Raw genomic sequence first — 20,839 nt, 5'->3', positions numbered from 1 at the left:
GGCCGCATGTGATATTCCTCACATTTCGCCGAGCGTCCTGTCAGTAGGTTTCCCCCGCACCTGCTCGGGGGAATTCGATGGACAATGATGATCTGAAGATCGGCGACCGCGTGCGGCTGACGCCGCTCGGCGAGCAGCGTAATGCCGGATTGAAGATGCGCACCGGGACGATCAAGGGGCGGACCAGAGGCAACGGTTATTATGTGCTGATCGACGGCAACAAGACCGCGAGCACGCTTCATCGCAGTTACGTCGAAGCGGAAGCCGCTGAGCCTGGCCAGGCGACGAGCTGTTTCACTCAACGCCCGGAGGCAGGCAAATCAGGTTGCTGATGTGGTTCGGCGACTCTCGTCCCACTTCGACCAGAGTTCGTCGAACAAGTTTCTGAACGGAGTGGTGCCACAGGTCATGCTACCGCGTGGTCGCGTCGGCCATCAGTATCTGCGGTTCGTCGATTGCCTTATCCGCAAGGTCGGCAGGATCGGTTGCCGCACCTCCAGGGAATCATTGGCGAGCCGGGTCATGAGCATCTGGACACTTTCCCTGCCGACAGTCTCCCCGTGCAAGTCCAGCGCGGTGATGGGAACGGGATAGTCGCGCGCGATATCGCTGTCGGAGAGAGCCGCGACCATCAGGTCGCCGGGTATTTCCAGGCCGAGCTTTCGCGCGGCTTCGCCTACGCCATAAGCAAATCGGCTCGTGGCCGCGACGATCGCATCCGGCTTGTCGCTCGTCAGGGACAGATCGGCGAGAGCCTGGTCGTGGGCTCGGTCGGGGCCGGCGCTTTCTGGAAGACGGGCCAGTCTTGGTTTCAGCTGGCGTTTCTCGCACCAGTCGCGGTAACCGCGGGCGGCCTCGATCAGCCACATGTTTTCGTCGGTGCCGCTATAGAAAGCGATCTGTTGCGCGCCGTGGTCGGCCATATGGTCCAGGAGGCCTTGCATGCCTCCATAGTCGTCCCGCCTCAGGCACCACTCGAGTTCCGGCCTTCCGGGGTCGGCGTCGGCAAGCACGTAAGGTGTCCTTTGCCGGATCAGTGATGTCACGGCAGGGTCGTTACGGTGTGGCGCGACAACGATGCAGCCGTCCATTGGAAAAACCGGATTGTCGCGCTCCTCGAGTCTCGGCAGATGCAGCAGTCCGTAGCCCTGGCTCAGTGCCGCTGTCGCCGCGCTGCCTGCGAGCCGAATATGATACTCCGTGCCGTGCATTGAGCCGCTGATTGCATCCGACGGGCGGAAAACGATACCGATGACCCGTGTCTGCCCCGTCCTTAGGCTGCGGGCGATGGGGTCGGCGTTGTAACCGACGCGTTCCGCCGCTTCGAGCACGATCCTTTTCGTTGCTTCGGACGCGCGCCCCTTCCCGTTCAGCACGTGCGAGACGGTGGTGATGGACACGCCCGCCGTTTCGGCAACGTCCCGAATTGTTACGCGCGGCTTCAACGGTTCCCTCCCGGCACCGGACCTTCTTGACTCTGCAAAAACGATTTGGCAAGCCTGATAAAACGTTTTGTCAATACTAGGAGGAAATTCATGAGTGCTTCGACGGCCGATTCGGCGGTGGCAGGAGCCGTGCCGCAAAAGTCATCTCCGGTGCGGGTCGCAAGCGCCAGCCTCATCGGGACTGCGATCGAGTGGTACGACTTCTTCCTGTTCGGCATCTGTGCTGCGCTGGTCTTTCCGCGCGTCTTCTTTCCGACTTCGGAGCCGACGACCGCCTTGCTGGTATCTTTCGCCACGTTCGGCGTCGCCTTTCTCGCCCGCCCGCTCGGTGCCGTCTTCTTTGGACATTTCGGCGACACGGTCGGCCGCAAGGCAGCCCTTGTGACAACCCTTCTCCTGATGGGCATCGCAACGTTTCTGATCGGCCTTGTGCCTGGCTATGCAACGGCCGGAGTTTGGGGGCCCCTGATGCTGGTCGTTCTGAGGCTTTGCCAGGGTGTCGCGATCGGTGGCGAATGGGGCGGCGCGGCGTTGATGGCCATCGAACACTCCCCGGAAGGCAAGCGTGGCTTTTATGGCGTGTTCAGCCAGATCGGCAATCCGATCGGGTTCTTTCTTTGTAACGCCGTCCTCCAGGTCGTCATCTTCCTGACCTCCGAGCAGGCATTCCTCGACTGGGGCTGGCGTATCGGCTTTCTCATGAGCGGTGTGCTTGTCGCATTCGGACTGTATGTGCGGCTCAGCGTGACGGAATCCAAAATCTTCCTTGAGGCCCAGAAGGCCGGGACGAAGAAGGAGAAGAGCGTTCCGCTGGCCACGCTCTTTCGCGAGCATTGGCGGGTCCTGGCGCTGACTGTTCTTCTGCAGGCTGCGTTCTCCTTCGGCGCGTATGCTCTCATTTCCTTCTATGGAGCCTACACGCAGGGAACTCTGCGGCTTCCCGCCAGCTGGGTGTTGATTTCGGGCATGTGCGGCGCCGTCGCGTGCATTCCGGCGTACTTCTTCTTCGCGCGCCTTTCGGACCGGGTCGGCCGCAAGGCGGTCTACGTGATCGGACTGCTCGGTTGGCTGATCATCGCCTTCCCGTTCTACTGGCTGATCAACACTCAGACCCTGACCGGGATGATCCTGGCCAGCGTCCTCGCGTGGTCCATTGGCCATGCGGGCACCTACGCGGTCCAGTCGAGCTATCTCGCCGAAGCCTTTCCGACGTCGATCAGGTACACAGGCGTTTCGGTCAGCTATCAGCTGGCATCGGTGATCTTCAGTGCGCCCTCAAGCTTCATCGCCGTCTGGCTGCTCTCGTCCTTCGGGACCGTCTACGCCGTCTCGGCGTTCGTCGCTGTCGGCGCGCTTCTCAGCCTGCTCAGTCTCTTAAGTCTGCGAGAGACCTACCAGTCCGAACTGAATGCCTGATCGTCAAAGGAGAATCCCATGAAAATCTCCAGCCAGGCCGTGACCAGAACGGCCGCGGAAGGAACCAACGGCGCGGTCGCGGCCGCGCGCCTGCAAAGCGCCGAGGCAGGTATGGAGATGCTGGAGCAGGGCGGCAATGCCGTCGACGCTGCCGTCGCAGCCGGATTCGTTGCGGGCGTCGTCGAGCCGATGGAGACCACGATCGCAGGCTCAGGCTTCATGCTCGTGCATACGGGAGACGGCGAGGTTCATTCCGTGGAGTTCGCGCCCCGTGCTCCGGCGGCGGCAACCGATACCATGTACAAGGTGGACACCAGCCGCGCGCTTGATCGCGGGCTGGGCGTGTCGGTCGTCGAGGGCGACGAGAATCTTCAGGGCATCAAGGCTGCCGGCATCCCGGCATCGCTTACCGGACTGATCAAGGCTCACGGCAGATTCGGGCGCCTGCCGCTTGCGACGGTTTTGCAGCCTGCAATCCGCGCGGCCCATGACGGCTTCGAAGCCGATTCGTATTTCGCGCTCGAAGTCGTCGCCAACCTTGCCGCGCTACGGAAGGATCCGGGCGCCGCGGCAGCGTTCCTCTCGGGTGGCGATCCCTTCGCCGTTCCTCATCTTGGTGAAACCAGTCTCGGCCAGCCGACGATGGTTCGCCAGAAACAACTCGGCAGAACGCTTGAGCTGCTCGCCGCGCAAGGAGCGGAGGCGTTCAGCGCCGGCGAAGTCGGCGACCGTCTGATGGAAACCGTCCATGAACTCGGCGGCATCATCGCGCGTGACGACCTGCGCAACGAAAGCACATTCATCGCGCGGGCGAGAAGGATGGAGTTCAGAGGGCATGACGTCTGGGGGCCGGTTTCCCCATGTGGAACGCTCACGCAGCATCAGATCCTGAAGATCTGGACGGCTCTCTACCCTGAGGGCGGGCCCAACGAGGACACGCCCCAGCGTCTCGAGCACCTCGCGGCCGCGAGCTGGCATGCATTCGCCGATCGCTATCATTGGCTTGGCGACCCGGATTTCGTTCCGGTCCCGGAAGCGGGGCTTCTCGATGAACGCTACATCGGCAACATCGCCCGCGCGATCAAGGCGGGCGCTTCTGCACCGCGCGCGAAACCCGGACAGGGCGCGCCGTGGGACCTGTTCGCGGGCGTGGCCGCGCACGATCCATGGGAATTCGAGGCGCGATCCGAAAGCAGGCCGTCCTGGCGTCCCGAAGGAGCGACGGCACCCACTGCAGGCACCACCCACATCTCCGTTATCGATCGGAGCGGAATGGCGGTGTCACTGACGCATACTGCGGCGAACCATTTCGGCAGCAAGGTGCTTTGCCCGCGCACCGGCTTGTTGATGGACGGAGCGATGGGCTGGTTCAACGCGCATCGTCATGCTGCCAACAGCATTGCAGGGCGCAAGCGCCCCTTGGCGAACATGGCGCCGATGCTCCTCACCAGGAATGGCAAGGCAACAGCGGCTATCGGCGCCCCTGGCGGCAGGCGCATCATCAACGCCGTGCTGCAGCTTGCGCTGAACCTCGTGGAACGAAAGATGGATGCAGCGGGCGCCGTCCATGCGCCCCGCATCGATGCCAGCGGCTCCACATTGCTCGCCTCCGAGCGGCTTCGGGACGTCGTTTCGAAGATCGACGCGAAGGAATACCCTTCCGTGCTCGTCAAGGAACAGCACATCCCATTCAACTACGAGCTGGCGCGGCCTGTCGTGGTGACGAGGACGGAGGACGGCCGGCTGCAGGCCGCCACCGACCAGTTCGCCAAAGGATTCGCGCTGGCAAACTAGCCAGTGTGCGATGAGACTGGTTTTCGATAAGCCATCCCCCCCCCGTCAGCGCTGCGGGTCGTGGATGCCCGCCTTCGCGGACATGACGGAACGTCGGCTTGATGCGTTCGTCAGGCGATTGTCGGTGCCGTCAGCACGCGGCAATTGCTTGTCGCAACGATCGGCGCGCCTGTCGCGGCCTGCAGGTCGGCGACGCTCATGCCATCGATGATCTCCCTGGCGACAAATCCTTCGGCCGTCACGTCGACCACCGCCATATTGGTGTAGACCCGGTTCACGGTTCCGGTCGCGGTGAGCGGGTAGGTACAGATCTTCACCAGCCGCGGCTCGCCGTCCCTGGTGGTGTGGTCCATGATGACCCACACCTGCTTGGCACCAACGGCGAGGTCCATGGCGCCACCGATCAGCGGTGCGCGATCGGACCCGACCGTGTCCCAATTGGCGAGATCGCCACTGGCGGAGACCTGATAGCCACCCAGAAGTGTCAGGTCGAGATGTCCGCCGCGCATCATCGCGAATGCGTCGACGCTGGTGAACAGCGCTGCGCCCTCGCGCAGCGTAACGAACGTGCCGCCTGGGGCCACGAGGTCGAGGTCCTTCGTCTCCGTCGTTGCCGAGGGGCCAAGGCCGAGAATGCCGTTCTCGGTCTGATAGAACACGTCGCGATCGCGCGGTGTGTAATTCGCCGCCGTCATCGGCATGCCAAGACCGAGATTCACATACATTCCGTCGGCGATATCCTGCGCGGCGCGCCACGCCATCTGCTTGCGATCGAGCAGCTTCATCGGCGCAGATCCGGAAGCGCGAGGATGTGGTTCACGTAGATGCCGGGCGTGCCGACCTGTTGCGGCGGTATCGCGCCTTCCGCCAACAGGTCCTTGACCTCGACGACGGTCAATGTGGCCGCGGTCGCCATCGCCGGACCGAAGTTCGCCTGCGCTCCATGATACTGCAGATTGCCGAAGCGATCGCCACGTTCGGCGCGCAACAACGCAACATCTCCCTTCAACCAGTGCTCCATCACGTATTTGCGCCCCTCGAACTCCCGCACGTCCTTGCCCGCGCCGATCGGCGTGCCGTAGCTGACCGGTGTGAAGAACGCCGGAATTCCGGCGCCCGCGGCGCGGATGCGTTCGGCAAAGGTGCCTTGCGGCACCAGTTCCAGCTCCACCTTGCCAGCCTTCCACTGCCGTTCCATCTCGGTCAGTCCGTCGCGACCGCGCGCCGCGCTGCAGATCACCTTTGCGATCATCTTCGCTTCGAACAGCATGGCCAGGCGGGAGCCGTTCATCCCGGCGCCAGTAACGATCAAGGTCAGATCCTTCGGCCCGCGCTCAATCAGCGCGTCGATCAGCGCGTTCGGCATGCCGGCGTCGCCGAAGCCGGAGACCATGACGCGCATGCCGTCGGCGACGCCTTCGAGTGCGGCCGTCGCATCCTTGACCCGTTTGTCGACTGCCATGCTACTCCACCTTGGCGCCGGACATCTTCACCAGCGGCCCCCATTTTTCGAACTCGCGTCGCGTGAAAGCCGCAGCCTTTTCCGGTGTCGTATCCGGTGTCGGTTCGACGCCGGCATCCTGCAGTCGGGCGATCACGCCGGCGTCGGCCAGCGCGATCGAAACATATTTGAAGATATGGTCGATGATCGGTTTCGGCGTGCCCGCGGGTGCGTAAAGCACGTTCCACGTCGAGGCGTCGAAATCCGGAAAGCCCAACTCGGCCATGGTTGGCACGTCCGGGAACGCCTGCGCGCGCCTGCCCATCGTGGTTGCCAGCAGAAACAAGCCGCCTGCGCGCGCCGAGGGCGCCAGCACTGGCAGACCGTCGATTGCGAAGTCCGTGACACCGGCGATCAGATCTCGCGAGGCGGGGCCGGAGCCGGCATAGGGCACCACGACAGTCGTGATCCCGGCTTGCTTGTTCAAGAGCGCGCCCAGAATGTGGCCGCCGGCGCCCACACCCGCGCTGCTCTGGTTCAGCTTTCCGGGATTGGCCTTCGCATAGGCGATGAACTCCGCCACGCTGCGGGCGGGCACCTTCGGATTCACGGCCAGCATCATCGGCGTGACGCCGACCTGCGCGATTGGCGTGAAGCTGTCGACCGGATGATAACCGAGCTTTGCGTAGAGATGCGGGTTGGTGCCGTGCGTCGAACTCGTGCCGATCATCAGCGTATAGCCGTCCGGCTCGGAGCGGGCGGCGACCTCGGTGCCGACGCTGCCGCCGCCACCACCGCGGTTCTCGATAATGAGCGGCTGTCCAAAACCTGATTCCCGCATCTTCGTCGTGATGACGCGCCCGACAATGTCAGTGGGGCCTCCGGCGGAAAATGGGATGATCACCTTCACCGGACGTGCCGGATAGTCCTCCGCCCGCGCCGCAAGCGGAACGGCGACGAGCGTGGAAATCAAGACCAAATATTGTTTCCAGTCAGCTAGTCTCATGCGACCGGCCTTTCTCTTATACGGCACAGTTCGAACAGGCTCGACCTGGAGCGGCGATGGATACGACTATCTACCTTTGAACGGAGCGGGCGGGCGCTTCTCCACGAAGGCGCGTGCGGCTTCCTTGAAGTCTTCGGTCAGGTGATACTTGTATGGCGCGTTCATCGTGATCACCTCGCGGATGAACTGGTCCATGTACCAGCGCCGCGTGCGGACCGCGCCGCGAATGCTCAGCGGCGGATTCTTGTTGACCTGCCGGGCAAGGTCCTTTGCGACTTCGAGGTGCTGGCCCTTGGGCGCAACGCGATCGATCAGGTTGTGCGCCAGAGCCTCCTCGGCGGTGAACATCCGACCCGTCAGCGTCACCTCATTGGCGAAGGCGCCGGCGCCGCGCCAGTGCAGCATGCCCCAGTATTTGGCGCCGTCCAGGCCGCGCGGAATCTCGGTGACCTGGATCTTCGTGCCTTCCTCGCAGACGATCAGGTCGCTCTGCAGCAGAATGCCGATGCCGAGGCCCAGGACATAGCCGTGCGCGGCGCTGATGATGGGTTTCCAGTTGATCGATTTAGTCAGGAGCTCGCCGGCATTGGCATTCGGCGCCTGCGGGCCGCCGAGCCGCTTGAATTCTTCCGCGGTACGGAGCTGGCGCTGTCGCACGTCAGCGCCGCTGGTGTAGCAGCGTCCGTTGCCGGTCAGGATGATCGCGTGGATGTCGTCATCGATGTCGGCGCAGCGCAACAGCTCTTGCAGTGCGATGACCATTTCGTCGCTGAAGGCATTCATCTTATCCGGCCGGTTGAACCGGATCGTCGCGATGTTGCCGTCGGTTTCGTACTGGGCCAGCTCCGCCGTCGTCTCCGCCATCCTTGGACCTTCCCTGGTCATGCGCGCTTTTCAACCCGCGCATCCGTTGTGTTTGCAGGGAAATGTGTGCGACGCTATTTGTCTTGCGTCAAGTAAAAACACATTTGTCAAATGTTTCCGCACCCGCTATCAAAGGCAGTCCCCGATATCTGGTTAGGAAAACCCGCATGGCTGTCGTCGAAACCGAGCGTCATGGGCAGGTCTTGATCGTCCGCATGAACCGTCCCGAGCGTCTCAATGCGCTCAACACCGAGATGCGCCAGGCGCTGGCCGAAACCTGGACCGAGTTCCGTCACGATAAGGAGTTGGAGGTCGCGATCTTCACCGGCACCGGCCGCGGCTTCTGCGCAGGCGAGGACATGAAGGAGACGCTGACGACCGGGGTGCCCGGCGGTACCCGGCTGAAGATCTCGAATCCCTTCATGGATGGCACGCTGGAGAAGCCGGTGATCGCTGCGATCAACGGTTTTGCCATGGGCGGCGGCTTCATGCTGGTGGAACGCACGGATCTGCGCGTCGCCGTGCCGGAAGCGGTCTTCGAAGTTTCGGAAGCGAAGCGCTGGCTGCTTGGTGGCTACAATCACGGCCACGTTGCCAATCTGCCCTACCCGGTCGCGATGGAGATGGCGCTCGGTTTCCGTTTCACCGCCGAGCGGTTTCACCAGATCGGCTTCCTCAACCGGATCGCGCCGCAGGCCGAGCTGATCCCGACCGCGATGGCGATGGCGGAGCACCTGCTCTCGTTACCGCCGGCCTCGCGCGTCAATACCGTGCACATGATGCGGCAGATGCGGCCGGAGCCGTCCGAAGCGCAGCAGGCGCTGGCGGCAAAGTTGCATGATCACGGCGACAAGAGCGATCTGATGGAGTCGCGTGCGGCCTTCGCCGAGAAGCGCAAGCCCAATTTCAAGGGCTGGCTCGATCCTGAGGATCGCTTCCGGTTGCCGAAGCTGTGAGTGGCAGGTAGCCGATAAGGAGGCGGAGCCGAGGCCGCGCTACTCGCCGCTCACCGTCAGATCACCTTCCGCGCCTTCAAGTCCGCGATCTCTGCTTCGCTGTAGCCGAGGCCGGCGAGCACCTCGTTGTTGTGCTGGCCGAGCTCCGGCGCGATACCGATCTTTGCCGGCGTCTCGGAAAATTGCCACGGCGTGCCGTGCACCTTCAGCCGTTTGCCGTATTTCGGGTAGTCGATCTCGGCGACGTAACCGTTGGCGATCACATCCGGATCGTTCGCGGCTTCGAGCAGCGTGTTGATCGGCGCAGAGACGATGTCGCCGGCCCGCAGCCGTGCCACCCAGTCCTCGCGCGTGCCGGTCGCAAACAGCTCACCGAGCTTCGCCAGCAGTGCTTCGCGCACCTCGTCCGATTCCATGGCCGCGCCGAGGTGGCTGAAACCGGCCCGCTCCATCGCCTCCGTAAAACCCAGCGCGGCCAGCGCCTCCTTCCACTGATCACGCGAAAGCTGAAAGACGAAGGGCTTGCCGTCCCTGTCGTTGAAGCTCGCCGACATCGCGGGCTTCTCACGTGTGCCTGCGACGCGCGCCTGGCCGGTGACGGGGTCGCGGTTGCGCCACATTGCCGTCGTCAACGTCCAGCCCATCAGTCGGATCTGTCCACCCAGCAGCGAGCAGTCGACCTTCTGGCCGACGCCAGTGGTTCGCGCATGGGTCAACGCGGCGAGGGCGCCGCCGAAGGCGAGAATGGCGCAGGTCTCGTCAGCAACGGAAACGACGCCGGTCTTCAGCGGCTGGCCGGGTGTCGCATAGGCCTGCGCAATCCCGCCCAGCGCCTGCGCCATCGAATCGGTGCCGGGCAGATCGGCGTGAGGCCCGTTGGGTCCGTAGCCGGAGATCGAGATGTAGACGAGCTTTGGATTGATCTTCCGCAGGTCATCCCACCCGAAGCCGTTCTTTTCGGCAGCGCCAGGCCGGAAGTTTTGTCCGAAGATGTCGGCGGTCGCGATCAGCTTGTGCAGGATTGCGCGCGCTTCCGGCAGTTTCAGGTTCAGCGTCACGCTCTTCACGCCGCGATTGTTGGTCTCGAAGAATGTGCTCGGCATCCCCGGCAGCACCGAAGCGACGCGCGAACTGTCGCCGCCGGCCGGCGCTTCGATCTTGATGACGTCGGCGCCGAGATCGGCCATCAGCATGTAGGGCACCGTGCCGGCCTGCGCCGTCGAACAGGACACAACCTTCACGCCGCGCAGCGGTCCGTGTGGCTCGTTCACTTGAGATTCCCCCTGGATATTGCTGGCGCTGATCAGGCCTTGGACGGCGTCCAGTTGTAGATCTTGGTGAGGCTTCCGCCCATCAGCTTGGCGCGGTCGCTGTCCGAAAGCCGATCGGTGACATGGAACGCGTCGACCGCCGGCTTGTAATCCACTACCGCCTTCGCGCGTGTCCAGTCGGTGCCCCACATGCAGCGATCGAGGCCGAAGGCGTCGATCACGCGGGACAACGGATCCCAGATGTCCTTGTGTGGAAATGGTTCGTGCGACAGCGTGCATGCGCCGGAGATCTTGATCCTGACATTGTCATGCGTGGCGAGCTTGAGCACGTTCGGCAACTCGGCCCAGGCGTCTTTCGGCACGGGTGGCGTACGCGGCTGCTGGATGCCGATGTGATCGATGATGAGCACTGTGTTGGGATTGCGCGCAGCGATCTGCTCGGCCTGCTCCAGCCGTCCCCAGGCGAGCAGGTTGACCGGCATGTTGTGTTTTGCGGCGGCAGCGAGCACGCGCGTGATGCCGGGATCGGCGGGATCCGTCGGCAGGCCGCGGTCCATCATGATACGCACCGCCACCGTGCCCTTCTTCGCCGCCCAGTCGGCGACGGTTTCGGCGACCGCCGGATCGGCGGGATCAACGGGTTTGATCAGCGCGAAGCGGTTGGGATACTTCGCGTAGACTTCGAGAGCGTAGCTCGCGTCGTAGCCGTACAGGCTGAAAGGCGAGATATTGATCGCACCGTCGACGCCGACCGCATCCATCGCCGCGACCATCTGATCGGCATTCGCTTCCGCAGGCCAGTTCGGGACTGTGAGCCACGGCCGCTCCGGTCGATTGCGCTCATAGGCATGAACCTGAGAATCGATCGTCAGCATGGCTTCCTCCCCTTGATCGCTGCCGTTCGCATGCGTCGGCAGTTCGGCGCGATCGCGCCGTTGCGTCGCCTGAAATGTTAGTGGAGCGATTCCTGCGGCGCCACACCGTTTATGAGCTGATTTGGGTGTACCTGGCGTGCTTGTGCACAATGGTGGAACAGAAGCGCCATCGAATTAGGTTAAGGCAGACGCCCTCATAGTTCCAGTTGGCGGCATCACGATCATTAATTGGTATAGCCCCGCCCCTTTTTGTGCGTCATCGCTGAGCGGGTTTCGTCGCATCAGAAAAGCGGCTGTCACGCTTCATTGCCGCGCTATGGCATCGTTTCGCGAAGCATTCTTTGCTTTCGATCCAAACGTCACTAGCAGTTCCGTGGAACTCCGCGCGAATGCCTAAAATTTTATTCAAATTCGACGGAACTTTTAAATGGTTCCGTTACCGAAGTATCTCTCTAATGCCGGCAATACGACATAAATTGCGCACGATTGCTGAAGAGAAGCCAGTCGTCCCCGCATCACAACAAAGGACAGAGAGTTGCGTACAATTTTCGCTTTGACTGTCGTGCTTGGCATTGCAGGTCCCGCCCTCACGACTACCACAGCCAAGAACGTTGCATTTCCCGTCGATGATGCCGCGCCTGAATTTCGTGTAGCGACGAAGAAGGAGCCGCAGCAAAAGCAGGCGCCGCTTGCCGTGTCGGAAATCGAGGGGCATGTCGGATCGCTCGCAAGCCTCGACTCGAACGAGGCAAAGGCAGAGAAGGCAAAGGCAGAGAAGGCAGAGGCAGAGAAGGCAGAGGCAGAGAAGGCAGAGGCAGAGAAGGCAGAGGCAGAGGAGGTCGCAAAGGCGGAGAAGTCTGCCGTCGCTGCTATCGCTGCCGTTGCAGCCGAAGAGCCGACGACCAACGGCACGGTGCCGATCGAGCAGGTCTGTGAAGCCGTGGCGGATGCTGCGAGCGCGCAAGGTCTGCCGGTCGGCTTCTTCGCGCGTCTCCTCTGGCAGGAGAGCAAGTTCAATCAGTGGGCGCGCAGCCATGTCGGCGCGATGGGCGTTGCACAGTTCATGCCGACGACGGCGGTGGAGTACGGGCTCGAGAATCCGTTCGACCCGATCGAAAGCGTTGCCGCGTCGGCGCGGTTTCTTCGTGAGCTCCGCGACGAGTTCGGCAATCTCGGTCTGGCCGCCGCGGCCTACAACGCCGGTGGTGGCCGGATCAGGAAATGGCTGAGCGGACAATCCGGACTGCCGGAGGAAACCCAGAACTACGTGAAGGTGATCACCGGTCATCCGGCCAAGCGCTGGACCATGCAGAAGCCGCTGCAAGCCAGCTTCGCGCTGCCGAACAGGGCACCGTGCGAAGGCGTCGAGGGTCTATCCCGCACCGCCGCTGCCGAGTCGCACCCGGTGCAGCTGACGAGCCTCGCCACCAACCTCATCGAGGAGGCGGAAGCCGCGGAGCGTGCCCGGATTGTCGCAGCGCAGGCCGCCCGTATCAAGAAGTACGCCGCTGCAAGGGTTGCGAAGAACAAGAACTACGCCGCAAAGACCGTCAAGAACACGCGATACGCGGCGGCGAAGAGCGTCAAGGGGCGTAAGACCGTCACGAAGGTCGCCGCGAAGTCGCGCGGCAAAAAGGTCCGCGTGGCGTCGTCGGGACGCTAAGGGCGTCCCTCCACCCGGGCGCGCGAGTGTCCCGGGTCTGACGGTCGCACCGCGTTGCCACGTTCTGCGAGCGTCGGGGTGCTCGTAACTTTATGAAGCTAGTGCGCTTTTTGGATTGACGTGCGTACGACACGCGGCAGTCGGCACGCACGTCAATCCAGCGCGGCAGTCAAAACGGATCGGAAAGGCTTCATTGCGGTAAAGCCGCTTCCTCCGGTTCCGGTCCTCCCTTAGTCTTGGCGCTTGCTCGAACTGGAGCCAAGATCAACGGAGGACGCCATGGCTGTTGCTGCGCGCAGAAGCGAACAATCCGATACGACCGAGCCGGTGCTGGTCACCGCAGCACTTGCGAAGAAGGCGGCAGAGCTCCGCTACGACGATCTTTCGGCCGAGGCCCGCACCGTCGTCGGCCACTGCTTTATGGATTTCTTCGGCGTCACGCTTGCTGCGCGCAACGAGCCGCTCGCCAATATCCTGGCCGAGCAGATCGCCGAGGACGGCGGTGCGCCGCAGGCAACCGTGATCGGTCGCGGCACGCGCGCCAACATCGAGCAGACGGCGCTGCTCAACGGCGCGATGTCGCATGCGCTCGATTTCGACGACGTCAACTTCAACATGGGCGGCCATCCGACCGTGCCGATCGCGCCGGCGGTGCTTGCGCTCGCAGAGCATCGCAAGCTCGATGGCAAGCGCCTGGTGGAGGCGTTCGCCGCAGGCTTCGAGACCGAGTGTCGTATCGGCCGGCTGGTCGGCCGCACCCACTATCAGCGCGGCTGGCATACCACCGCCACCGTCGGCGCGATCGGCGCTGCCGCCGCCGCCAGCAACATGCTGCGGCTCGATGCGGCCACCACGGCGCACGCCCTCGGCATCGCTGCTACCCAGGCCGCCGGCTTGAAGAGCGTGTTCGGCACCATGTGCAAGCCGCTGCATCCGGGGCGGGCAGCGGCGATCGGCTTGCAGGCGGCGCGGCTGGCGCAGCGTGGCTTCACCAGCAATCCGGCGATCCTCGATGTCGAGCAGGGTTTTACCGCAACCCAGTCCGAGGATCCGCGGCCGGATGCGGCGCTGGCCGATCCACCGGGCGGCTGGTTCCTGCCGCAAACGCTCTTCAAGTATCATGCGGCCTGTTACCTGACGCACTCCTCGATCGAGGCGAGCAGCATGCTGCGGCGTGAATTTGCGCTGCAGGTCGACGCCATCCGCAAGGTGACGCTCAGCGTCGACGAAGGGCACCTGCGGGTCTGCAACATCGAGAAGCCGCAGACCGGCCTGGAAGTGAAGTTCTCCTTGCGTGCGACCAACGCGCTGGCGCTGCTCGGCGAGAATACCGCCAGCGATGCCACCTATTCGGATAAGACGGCCAAGCGCGGCGAGGTGGTCGATCTCTGCAGTAAGTTCGAGATCGCAACCTGGAAAAAGCCGTCGCACACGCTGAGCGAGGTCGCCGTACACTTGAATGACGGCCGCGTAGTGCGGAAAGAATTCGACGTCGGCATTCCCATGACGGATCTCGTGGCGCAGGGCGCGAGCCTGCAGCAAAAGTTCTTGGGGCTCGCTGAGCCCGCGATCGGCGCCGACCGCGCCGGCAAGGTTGCCGAGGTCAGCGGCAAGCTCGACGGCGTCAAGGATGTCGGCGAGCTGATGGCTTTGATCGCTACGGCGGGTTGAGCTTGAGGAAATGGACCAGGTGCAATGCGTGGTATCGCCTCGCGCATTGCGTCATCGTCAGTCATGGCCGTTAACAGAACAGCGTCCTTTTGCGCGGCGCTTCACTCGGCTGTGGCGGTCTTAGAGTTTAAGTCAAGAACAATACGAGGATCATATGGAAAGCCTTCTGTTCACGCCGATGGATCTGCGCGGCGTGCATCTCCGCAACCGCATCGTCGTCTCGCCGATGCTGACCTACTCGGCAAAGAACGGCTATGCGGATGATTGGCATTTCATCCACTACGGACGATTTGCCACCGGCGGCGCAGGGCTGATCTTCGTGGAATCGACCAAGGCCGACCCGCGAGGCTGCACCACGCCGCGCGACCTTGGGCTGTGGAAGGACGAGTTCATTCCGCCGCTGAAGCGGATCGTCGATTTTTGCAGGTCGCATGGTGCGGCCATCGGTATTCAGCTTGGCCACTCGGGACGCAAGGCACGCAACCAGCTGCCGTGGGAGGGCCGCAAGCAGATGGAGAGCCATCCGGGCGTCGATCGCGGCGAGGAATGGGAGATTGTCGGTCCCAGCGCGATCGCGCAGGGCAACGGCTATTTTCAGCCGCGCGAGCTGACACTTGGTGACATCCAGAAGCTTGTCGATGAATACGGCAAGGCGACGGACAGGGCGCTGCGCGCAGGCTTCGACGTACTCGAAATCCACGGGGCGCACGGATATCTGCTGCACCAGTTTCTGTCGCCGGTCTCGAACCAGCGCACCGATGCGTATGGTAGCACGCCGGAAAAGCGCATGCGCTTTGCGCTTGAGATTGTCGAGAGCGTGCGCAAGCATTGGCCGGCGGACAAGCCGTTGTTCTATCGCGTCTCCGCCATAGACGAGGCCGGCTGGAGCGTCGCCGATTCCGCCGGCCTTGCGAAGGAGCTCGCCGCGCACGGGGTCGATGTGATCGACTGCTCATCGGGCGGGATGACCGGCAGGTCGATCGTCGATCCGGAGCATCCGCCGGGTTACGGCTATCAGGTGCCGTACGCGGAGGGCATCCGCAAGCTGTCCGGCGTCAAGACCATGGCGGTCGGCCATATCATCCATGCCGATCAGGCCGAGAAGATCCTGCGTGAGGGGCAGGCAGATCTCGTCGCCATCGGTCGCGAGTTCTTGCAGAATCCGAACTGGCCGGTCGACGCGGCCGAAAAGCTCGGCGTCGGCAAGGCGTTCAAGACCGTGCCGGAGCCCTATGGCTACTGGCTGGACAAGCGCGCGTCCGCGGGATTCGGCGGCAGGCCGTCCACCTGGCAGAACGGCATCAATCCGTAACGCCTTTTGCTTTCATTTCCGGGCAGGGCGCTTTGCGTCGCCCGGAAGGACCACGAAAATATTTGGCGTGCGGACGCTCCTATGTCACAGAGATCCAACTGGTATCGTGAACCTTGAGGATCGTTGTGACGAAAATTGCCTTCGTGCTCGTTGCTGCCGGTGTTCTTGCTGTTGCGAGCCCAGCCCGGGCCGACCGGTGCGATGATCTTGCCGCCCAGCTTGCGCAGCAGATCGACGGCTTGAAGGTCGGGAGGACGGTGGCCGGCGTCATCTACCTGACGCATCCGGCGGTGAAGCGAGCTTCGCTCGGCTGCTCTGCGCGCAACAAGACGAACGAGATTTTTGCGTCATCGGCCAGCAGGAAGCCGCCGAAGGAATTCTTCGACTTCGTCGCCAGCGCCACCGCGCTCGTATTCACGATCCCCCGAGCGGACGCGCTGCGCGGGGCGCAGCGCTGCGCCAACCGCATCGGCTTCCTGCGTGGCAAGAACATCGTCACACGCTATCGCAAGCTCGATATCCGCTGCACCGGCTCCGCCGAAGGCACCAACGTGATCGTGTCGCGGGAATTGGATGTTTAACGGCGTGCGACCTCTTGTGAGGCGCATTGGCCACCAGCCAAATCCGATCAGCAATTGCTCCCAACTGAATTGCTTCGCATCACCTGCAGCGACGCATTACCGCGACTTCCACGCGCAGATGCCGTCACCGGCGCAAGGCCAGGTTTGCCGGCGCGGGTCGCGTGCATAGGATTCGGACGGATTGCGTCTCGGCGTCCGCGCGGCTGCCGCAGGTCTTTGTCGTGGCCGCTTGCTCGTTGCCTGGCGCTGTGATGCGGCCGGCTTGGGCGCCGCTGCGTTCGGAGGGGCGGCCGGCTTCTCCGCCACGGGCTTTTTGCCCGGTCGCTTTTCGGCGGTGGGCGGAGGGGCAAGCCGGGTTGGCGGAGGCTCAAAACGAGACGGCGGACCGAGCGGGGTCGGTGACAGGATGATGCTTCTGAGGTCAAAATCGCCCAGCATGCTGCGCGGCTGTTCCTCGGCAAAAGCTGCTGTACTGAACGCCGCGAAAGCTACAAAATGCAGCAACTGCAATCCCTTGACGGGCATCACCGCCCTCCAGGCGCGAAATCCCCCTCATTCAATGACATATGATCCGCGCATGAGGCGGCAAGGGCTTCATTCTGTCACATAACGCGGTATCCTGCGCGCCATAGCCGTTCGAAGAACGGCGTCGCTTTGCTCGCCTATGTCCTCATCTGAAGCGGTATCCAGCGCCGCGGCGAAAGCCACGGCCGGCAGGCCTGTTCGCGCCGAGCTGATCGAAACGGTCCGCTTGGCGCTGCCGATTGCGCTCACCCAGCTTGGCCAGATCGCGATGATGACCACCGATCTCGCGCTGATCGGCAGGCTGGGCGACGCCGCGATCGCGGCCGCCTCGCTCGCACATACGATCTTCTTCGCCGTGTTCGTGCTCGGGATGGGCGCCATGTCGGCGGTGGCGCCATTGGTAGCGCAGGCGTTCGGCGCGCGCGAACCGCGCAGCATCCGGCGCTCGTTCCGCGTTGGCCTTTGGCTCGCGGTGATCATGGCAGTCCCGCTGACACCGGTGCTGCTGCAGGGCGAACCGATGCTGATCGCGCTCGGCCAGACGCCCGAATCGGCGACGCTTGCGGACCGCTATCTCGAGGGATTGACCTGGAGTCTTCTGCCCGGATGGTGGTTCATCGCCATCCGCGGGTTCATGGGCTCGGTCAATCGGCCGGAGCCTGCGCTCTGGATCACGCTGATCGCTATCCCGGCGAATGCGTTGCTGGGCTATCTGCTGATCTATGGCGAATTCGGCTTCCCGAAGTTCGACCTGCTCGGTGCCGGTCTGGCGACGACGATCGTCAACATCGGCATGTGCGTCGCCGGATTCCTGATCGCCCAGACGCGGCGGCCGTTCCGGAAATTCCATCCCTTGAGCAACTTCTGGCGCAGCGACTGGCCGCGAATGCGTCAGCTCGTGGCCGTGGGCGCGCCGATCTCCGGCTCGTTCCTGCTCGAGTACGGACTGTTCGCGTCCGCCGCCTTGCTGATGGGCTGGATCGGCACCACCGAGCTCGCTGCGCATCAGATCGCGCTGCAGACCGCGGCGATCCTGTTCATGGTGCCTTACGGCATCAGCATGGCCGCGACGGTGCGCGTCGGCCAGGCGGTCGGTCGCGGCGACACGGCCGGCTCACGGCGGGCCGGCTTCGTTGCGATCGCGCTCGCCGGCATTTTCATGGCGTTCATGACGCTGCTGGTGATCGCCTCCCGCTTCGAGATTGCGCGCTTCTTCCTTGGAAGCGGCGCATCGGACTCGTCCGCGACGGCAGAGATGGTCGCGTTGCTGCTGATCGTCGGCGCGACGTTCTTCATCTGCGACGGCTTGCAGACCGCAGCCGCCGGCGCGCTGCGCGGCCTGAATGATACACGCGTGCCGCTGATGTTCGCCGCGACGAGCTTCTGGCTGATCGGCTTCAGCGCGTCGTACATCCTCGGTTTCCCGCTGGGCCTTGGCGCGGTCGGCGTCTGGGTAGGCTTCTCGTGCGGGCTTGTGCTGTTCTCGGTGCTGCTGATCCTGCGCTTCCGTTACCTCACCCGGCGCGGCTACCTGCCTGAAATGGTACGGGCCTGACGCTGCCGTCATTGCGAGCGAAGCGAAGCAATCCACCCGCGCGCGAAGCGCGCAACAAAAGAAGCAGCGTCCGTGTGTAGTCCAGACCGGATTGCGTCGTCGCTATAGGCGAGCGAAGCGACGCCGTTCCTCGAAGAGCTGCGCCTCGCAATGACGGCGCTTAGATCACGATCTCCGTCCGCACGCGCCGGACGTCGACTTCGAAATCCATGTCGTTGACCGGCGGCCAGGCCGGATACCAGGCGACGCCGATCTGGCTGATGCGCAGTTCGGCGAACAGATCTTCCAGCACGGGGCGGAAGTCGTGCACGGTGTAGACCTGTGACGCCGTGATGCCGTTCCAGTCGCAGCCGAGCGCGTCGACCCGCGTACGAAGACCTTCCATGACAAAGCGCGCCTTCGCGGCGAGGCCTTTCAGCGAGACGTCACGACCGCCGAACGTTCGCTCGCCGGCCGCAGCCCCGACCTTGATCTCCGGCAGGCCCGAGATCAGGAAGTCGCCTGCGGCATTTGCGTCAGGCACCGTGTAAGTGAAGGCGAAGAAGCTCGAGTCGGCAGGAGCCTCGGTGATCGGTGCGATGTTGCTGCGCGCCGGTGCGTTGATCTCGCCGTCGCGGCAACCCCATGCGTGCAGCGTGGTCAGGTAGTCGCGGTTGAAGGCCTGGAATTCCTGCACCGTCATCGGCTTCGGCGAACGCAGTTCACAGGCGGCGAGGGCCGTCACCGGGCGCCCGAGCTTCTCGAGATGCTGCTTGATGCGCTTGAAGCCATCCATCATCGGCACAGGTTTGTCGAACCGTGCCCGGTGCAGCGCGAATCCCTTGTTGGCGCGCACGCCGCCGGAGAACGGCCCGCCTGGCGCAACAAGAAATGAGAAATCGCCAGCCTTGAAATCGATGATCTCGGCCATCGTCGGTACCCCGCGGTCTGTGTGAGTGAGTTGGTGGAATCGAGTTCGCTAGTGGAGTGAGGAATTCTGCACCGACGACTGTTTCAGCCGTGCGCGCACGTCGTCCATGGTGCGGCGGATGCGTGCCTCGCGTTCCTCGTTCAACTTGATCTGGAAGGCGCGGTAGTTGGCGATGCGGCGCTCCATCTCTTCGCGCGCGGCACGCGAGACGGTCGGGCGGGAGCGGCCCGTGGTGGGCGGGGGTGTGGCAGATGGTCGCTGCGGCGGCGGTGCAGTCGGCGCCGGCATTGGCGCCGGGGCAGCCTTGGGGCGAAAAGCCTCCGCGAAATCGAACAACTCACGTTCGGCTTCGACCGGGGCCGCGTTGACTTCCTGGGCCACGCGCAGGGTCTGTTCGACGGTAGCGTCATAGGGCGCCTTCACGTCAAAGGCGTCTTGCGGCGATTTCTTGGTGAACCAGAACTTCATCGGCCGGCCCCCTCTGGGGCCATTGCATCAGGCGGCCTTGATGTCGTCAAGATTGATGAAGGCACCAGGGTTAACCACGACCCGTTGCAATACCGGACCGCGCTGGCCGATTGCGATCCGGTCTCAGGCCGGATGATCCAGGGCCATTTGCCAGAAATCCGCTTCGAGCCGTGAAGCCTTGGCGAAGATGCCGCACAGCTCGGGAAAGCGTTCGGCAGTCATCGACCTTGCCGCGAGCCGCTCGAGCTGCTCCCGTGCGTTCTGCGCCACCGCCTGATACGCATCACCCGCATATTCGCCGATCCACTCCCGATAGGGATGGTTGGTTAGCGGGGTCTGGATCTCGGCGATCAGTCGCGTCGCAATCTCGGCATAGCCGATCACGCAAGGCGCCAGCGCGACATGCAGATCGAGCAGGTCGCCCGACATGCCGCAATCGAGCACGAAGCGAGTGTAGGCGACTGTCGCTTGAAGTTCGGGCGCGGCCTCAATCCGGTCGGGCGTCAGGCCCCAGCGGCTGCACAGCCGCACGTGCAGGTCCATCTCCACGTCCAGGATCGCGGCGACGCCCGCGTGCGCGGCGCGCATGTCGCTAAGTGTGCGGCTCTTGTAGAGCGCAAGCGCATAGGCGCGCGCGAACTGGATCAGGAACAGGTAGTCTTGCACCAGATAGGTGCGAAACGCTGCCTCCGGCAACGTCGCGCGACCAAGCTTGAGCACGAACGCATGATCGACATAGGCGGACCAGTCGGCTTTGCATTCGCGCTTAAGTCTATCGAAGATATCCTCGCGCGTATTCAGGCGATCACTCCTTGCTGCGAAAATACGGCTCCACGGGACCTGAGACCTTGATCGTTATCGGATTGCCGTGACGGTCTTTGGCGTTGCCCGCAGTCATCCGCACCCAGCCCTCGCTCACGCAGTACTCCTCGACATTGTTGCGCTCGACGCCCTTGAAGCGGACGCCGACATCCCGCGCCAGCACGTCGGCATCGTAGTACGGGCTCGACGGGTCGGTGGACAGACGATCGGGAGGCGTGTCGGACATCGTGGAACTCTCTTGCAGGCTTGAAACTCAAGCAGGGA

General features: G+C 63.4%; 20 protein-coding genes. 9 read left to right on the top strand and 11 right to left on the bottom strand.

Annotated features, from left to right (window positions below):
* Positions 1 to 77: 77 nt before the first annotated feature.
* Positions 78 to 332, top strand: coding sequence for a hypothetical protein (locus tag RCO31_RS24335; RefSeq protein ID WP_308971161.1), 255 nt, complete (start codon positions 78 to 80; stop codon positions 330 to 332).
* Positions 333 to 434: 102 nt separating this feature from the next.
* Here RCO31_RS24335 and RCO31_RS24330 read toward each other — a convergent pair whose 3' ends face one another.
* Positions 435 to 1,445, bottom strand: a complete 1,011-nt coding sequence (locus RCO31_RS24330; protein ID WP_308971160.1) for a LacI family DNA-binding transcriptional regulator — start codon at positions 1,443 to 1,445, stop codon at positions 435 to 437.
* Between the two features lie 90 nt (positions 1,446 to 1,535).
* Here RCO31_RS24330 and RCO31_RS24325 point away from each other — a divergent pair, with 90 nt between their 5' ends.
* Both RCO31_RS24325 and RCO31_RS24320 read left to right on the top strand, forming a co-directional pair.
* Positions 1,536 to 2,861 carry an MFS transporter gene (locus RCO31_RS24325; protein WP_308971159.1) on the top strand — a complete coding sequence of 442 codons (1,326 nt, stop codon included), beginning with the start codon at positions 1,536 to 1,538 and terminating at the stop codon, positions 2,859 to 2,861.
* Positions 2,862 to 2,879: 18 nt separating this feature from the next.
* Positions 2,880 to 4,655: a gamma-glutamyltransferase gene (locus RCO31_RS24320; protein ID WP_308971158.1), complete on the top strand. Its 1,776-nt coding sequence runs from the start codon at positions 2,880 to 2,882 to the stop codon at positions 4,653 to 4,655.
* 110 nt (positions 4,656 to 4,765) lie between these two features.
* On the opposite strand, the gene RCO31_RS24315 is transcribed toward RCO31_RS24320, so the two are convergent.
* From RCO31_RS24315 to RCO31_RS24300, 4 genes are all read right to left on the bottom strand, one after another.
* A complete protein-coding gene (locus tag RCO31_RS24315) occupies positions 4,766 to 5,440 on the bottom strand; it encodes a 3-oxoacid CoA-transferase subunit B (RefSeq protein ID WP_308971157.1) in 675 nt (224 codons plus the stop codon).
* The gene (locus RCO31_RS24310; protein ID WP_308971156.1) at positions 5,437 to 6,117 is read right to left on the bottom strand and encodes a 3-oxoacid CoA-transferase subunit A; all 681 of its coding nucleotides are present in this window, start codon (positions 6,115 to 6,117) and stop codon (positions 5,437 to 5,439) included. The genes RCO31_RS24315 and RCO31_RS24310 overlap by 4 nt, the downstream gene beginning before the upstream one ends.
* A 1-nt stretch (position 6,118) precedes the next feature.
* Complete coding sequence (locus RCO31_RS24305; RefSeq protein ID WP_308971155.1) at positions 6,119 to 7,075, bottom strand: tripartite tricarboxylate transporter substrate-binding protein; 957 nt, start codon at positions 7,073 to 7,075, stop codon at positions 6,119 to 6,121.
* Positions 7,076 to 7,168: 93 nt separating this feature from the next.
* On the bottom strand, positions 7,169 to 7,966 hold the full coding sequence (locus RCO31_RS24300) for an enoyl-CoA hydratase/isomerase family protein (RefSeq protein ID WP_308971154.1): 798 nt from the start codon (positions 7,964 to 7,966) through the stop codon (positions 7,169 to 7,171).
* 167 nt (positions 7,967 to 8,133) lie between these two features.
* Here RCO31_RS24300 and RCO31_RS24295 point away from each other — a divergent pair, with 167 nt between their 5' ends.
* Positions 8,134 to 8,922 carry an enoyl-CoA hydratase/isomerase family protein gene (locus tag RCO31_RS24295; RefSeq protein WP_308971153.1) on the top strand — a complete coding sequence of 263 codons (789 nt, stop codon included), beginning with the start codon at positions 8,134 to 8,136 and terminating at the stop codon, positions 8,920 to 8,922.
* 56 nt (positions 8,923 to 8,978) lie between these two features.
* Here the strand turns inward: RCO31_RS24295 and RCO31_RS24290 are convergent, their stop codons facing one another.
* Positions 8,979 to 10,193 carry a CaiB/BaiF CoA-transferase family protein gene (locus RCO31_RS24290; RefSeq protein ID WP_308971152.1) on the bottom strand — a complete coding sequence of 405 codons (1,215 nt, stop codon included), beginning with the start codon at positions 10,191 to 10,193 and terminating at the stop codon, positions 8,979 to 8,981.
* Between the two features lie 32 nt (positions 10,194 to 10,225).
* Positions 10,226 to 11,068: an amidohydrolase family protein gene (locus RCO31_RS24285; RefSeq protein WP_308971151.1), complete on the bottom strand. Its 843-nt coding sequence runs from the start codon at positions 11,066 to 11,068 to the stop codon at positions 10,226 to 10,228.
* 535 nt (positions 11,069 to 11,603) lie between these two features.
* Here RCO31_RS24285 and RCO31_RS24280 point away from each other — a divergent pair.
* The 5 genes from RCO31_RS24280 to RCO31_RS24260 all read left to right on the top strand — a co-directional run bounded on the left by RCO31_RS24280 (position 11,604) and on the right by RCO31_RS24260 (position 18,375).
* On the top strand, positions 11,604 to 12,731 hold the full coding sequence (locus RCO31_RS24280; RefSeq protein WP_308971150.1) for a lytic transglycosylase domain-containing protein: 1,128 nt from the start codon (positions 11,604 to 11,606) through the stop codon (positions 12,729 to 12,731).
* A 279-nt stretch (positions 12,732 to 13,010) separates the two neighbouring features.
* The gene (locus RCO31_RS24275; RefSeq protein ID WP_308971149.1) at positions 13,011 to 14,402 is read left to right on the top strand and encodes an MmgE/PrpD family protein; all 1,392 of its coding nucleotides are present in this window, start codon (positions 13,011 to 13,013) and stop codon (positions 14,400 to 14,402) included.
* Between the two features lie 154 nt (positions 14,403 to 14,556).
* Entirely contained in the window at positions 14,557 to 15,714 is a 1,158-nt protein-coding gene (locus RCO31_RS24270; RefSeq protein ID WP_308971148.1) for an NADH:flavin oxidoreductase/NADH oxidase, read from the top strand.
* A 125-nt stretch (positions 15,715 to 15,839) separates the two neighbouring features.
* On the top strand, positions 15,840 to 16,295 hold the full coding sequence (locus tag RCO31_RS24265) for a hypothetical protein (RefSeq protein WP_308971147.1): 456 nt from the start codon (positions 15,840 to 15,842) through the stop codon (positions 16,293 to 16,295).
* 664 nt (positions 16,296 to 16,959) lie between these two features.
* A complete protein-coding gene (locus tag RCO31_RS24260) occupies positions 16,960 to 18,375 on the top strand; it encodes an MATE family efflux transporter (protein WP_308971146.1) in 1,416 nt (471 codons plus the stop codon).
* Between the two features lie 160 nt (positions 18,376 to 18,535).
* Here RCO31_RS24260 and RCO31_RS24255 read toward each other — a convergent pair whose 3' ends face one another.
* The 4 genes from RCO31_RS24255 to RCO31_RS24240 all read right to left on the bottom strand — a co-directional run bounded on the left by RCO31_RS24255 (position 18,536) and on the right by RCO31_RS24240 (position 20,801).
* A complete protein-coding gene (locus RCO31_RS24255) occupies positions 18,536 to 19,285 on the bottom strand; it encodes a hypothetical protein (RefSeq protein WP_308971145.1) in 750 nt (249 codons plus the stop codon).
* Positions 19,286 to 19,333: 48 nt separating this feature from the next.
* Positions 19,334 to 19,753: a hypothetical protein gene (locus tag RCO31_RS24250; protein ID WP_308971144.1), complete on the bottom strand. Its 420-nt coding sequence runs from the start codon at positions 19,751 to 19,753 to the stop codon at positions 19,334 to 19,336.
* 123 nt (positions 19,754 to 19,876) lie between these two features.
* Positions 19,877 to 20,554: a thiaminase II gene (gene tenA / locus RCO31_RS24245; RefSeq protein ID WP_308971220.1), complete on the bottom strand. Its 678-nt coding sequence runs from the start codon at positions 20,552 to 20,554 to the stop codon at positions 19,877 to 19,879.
* Positions 20,555 to 20,558: 4 nt separating this feature from the next.
* Positions 20,559 to 20,801, bottom strand: a complete 243-nt coding sequence (locus RCO31_RS24240) for a DUF3297 family protein (protein WP_308971142.1) — start codon at positions 20,799 to 20,801, stop codon at positions 20,559 to 20,561.
* Positions 20,802 to 20,839 lie beyond the last annotated feature (38 nt).

This window comes from Bradyrhizobium sp. LHD-71 (assembly GCF_031157255.1).
Lineage (GTDB): Bacteria > Pseudomonadota > Alphaproteobacteria > Rhizobiales > Xanthobacteraceae > P52-10.
This window is presented reverse-complemented; position numbering and strand designations above follow the sequence as displayed.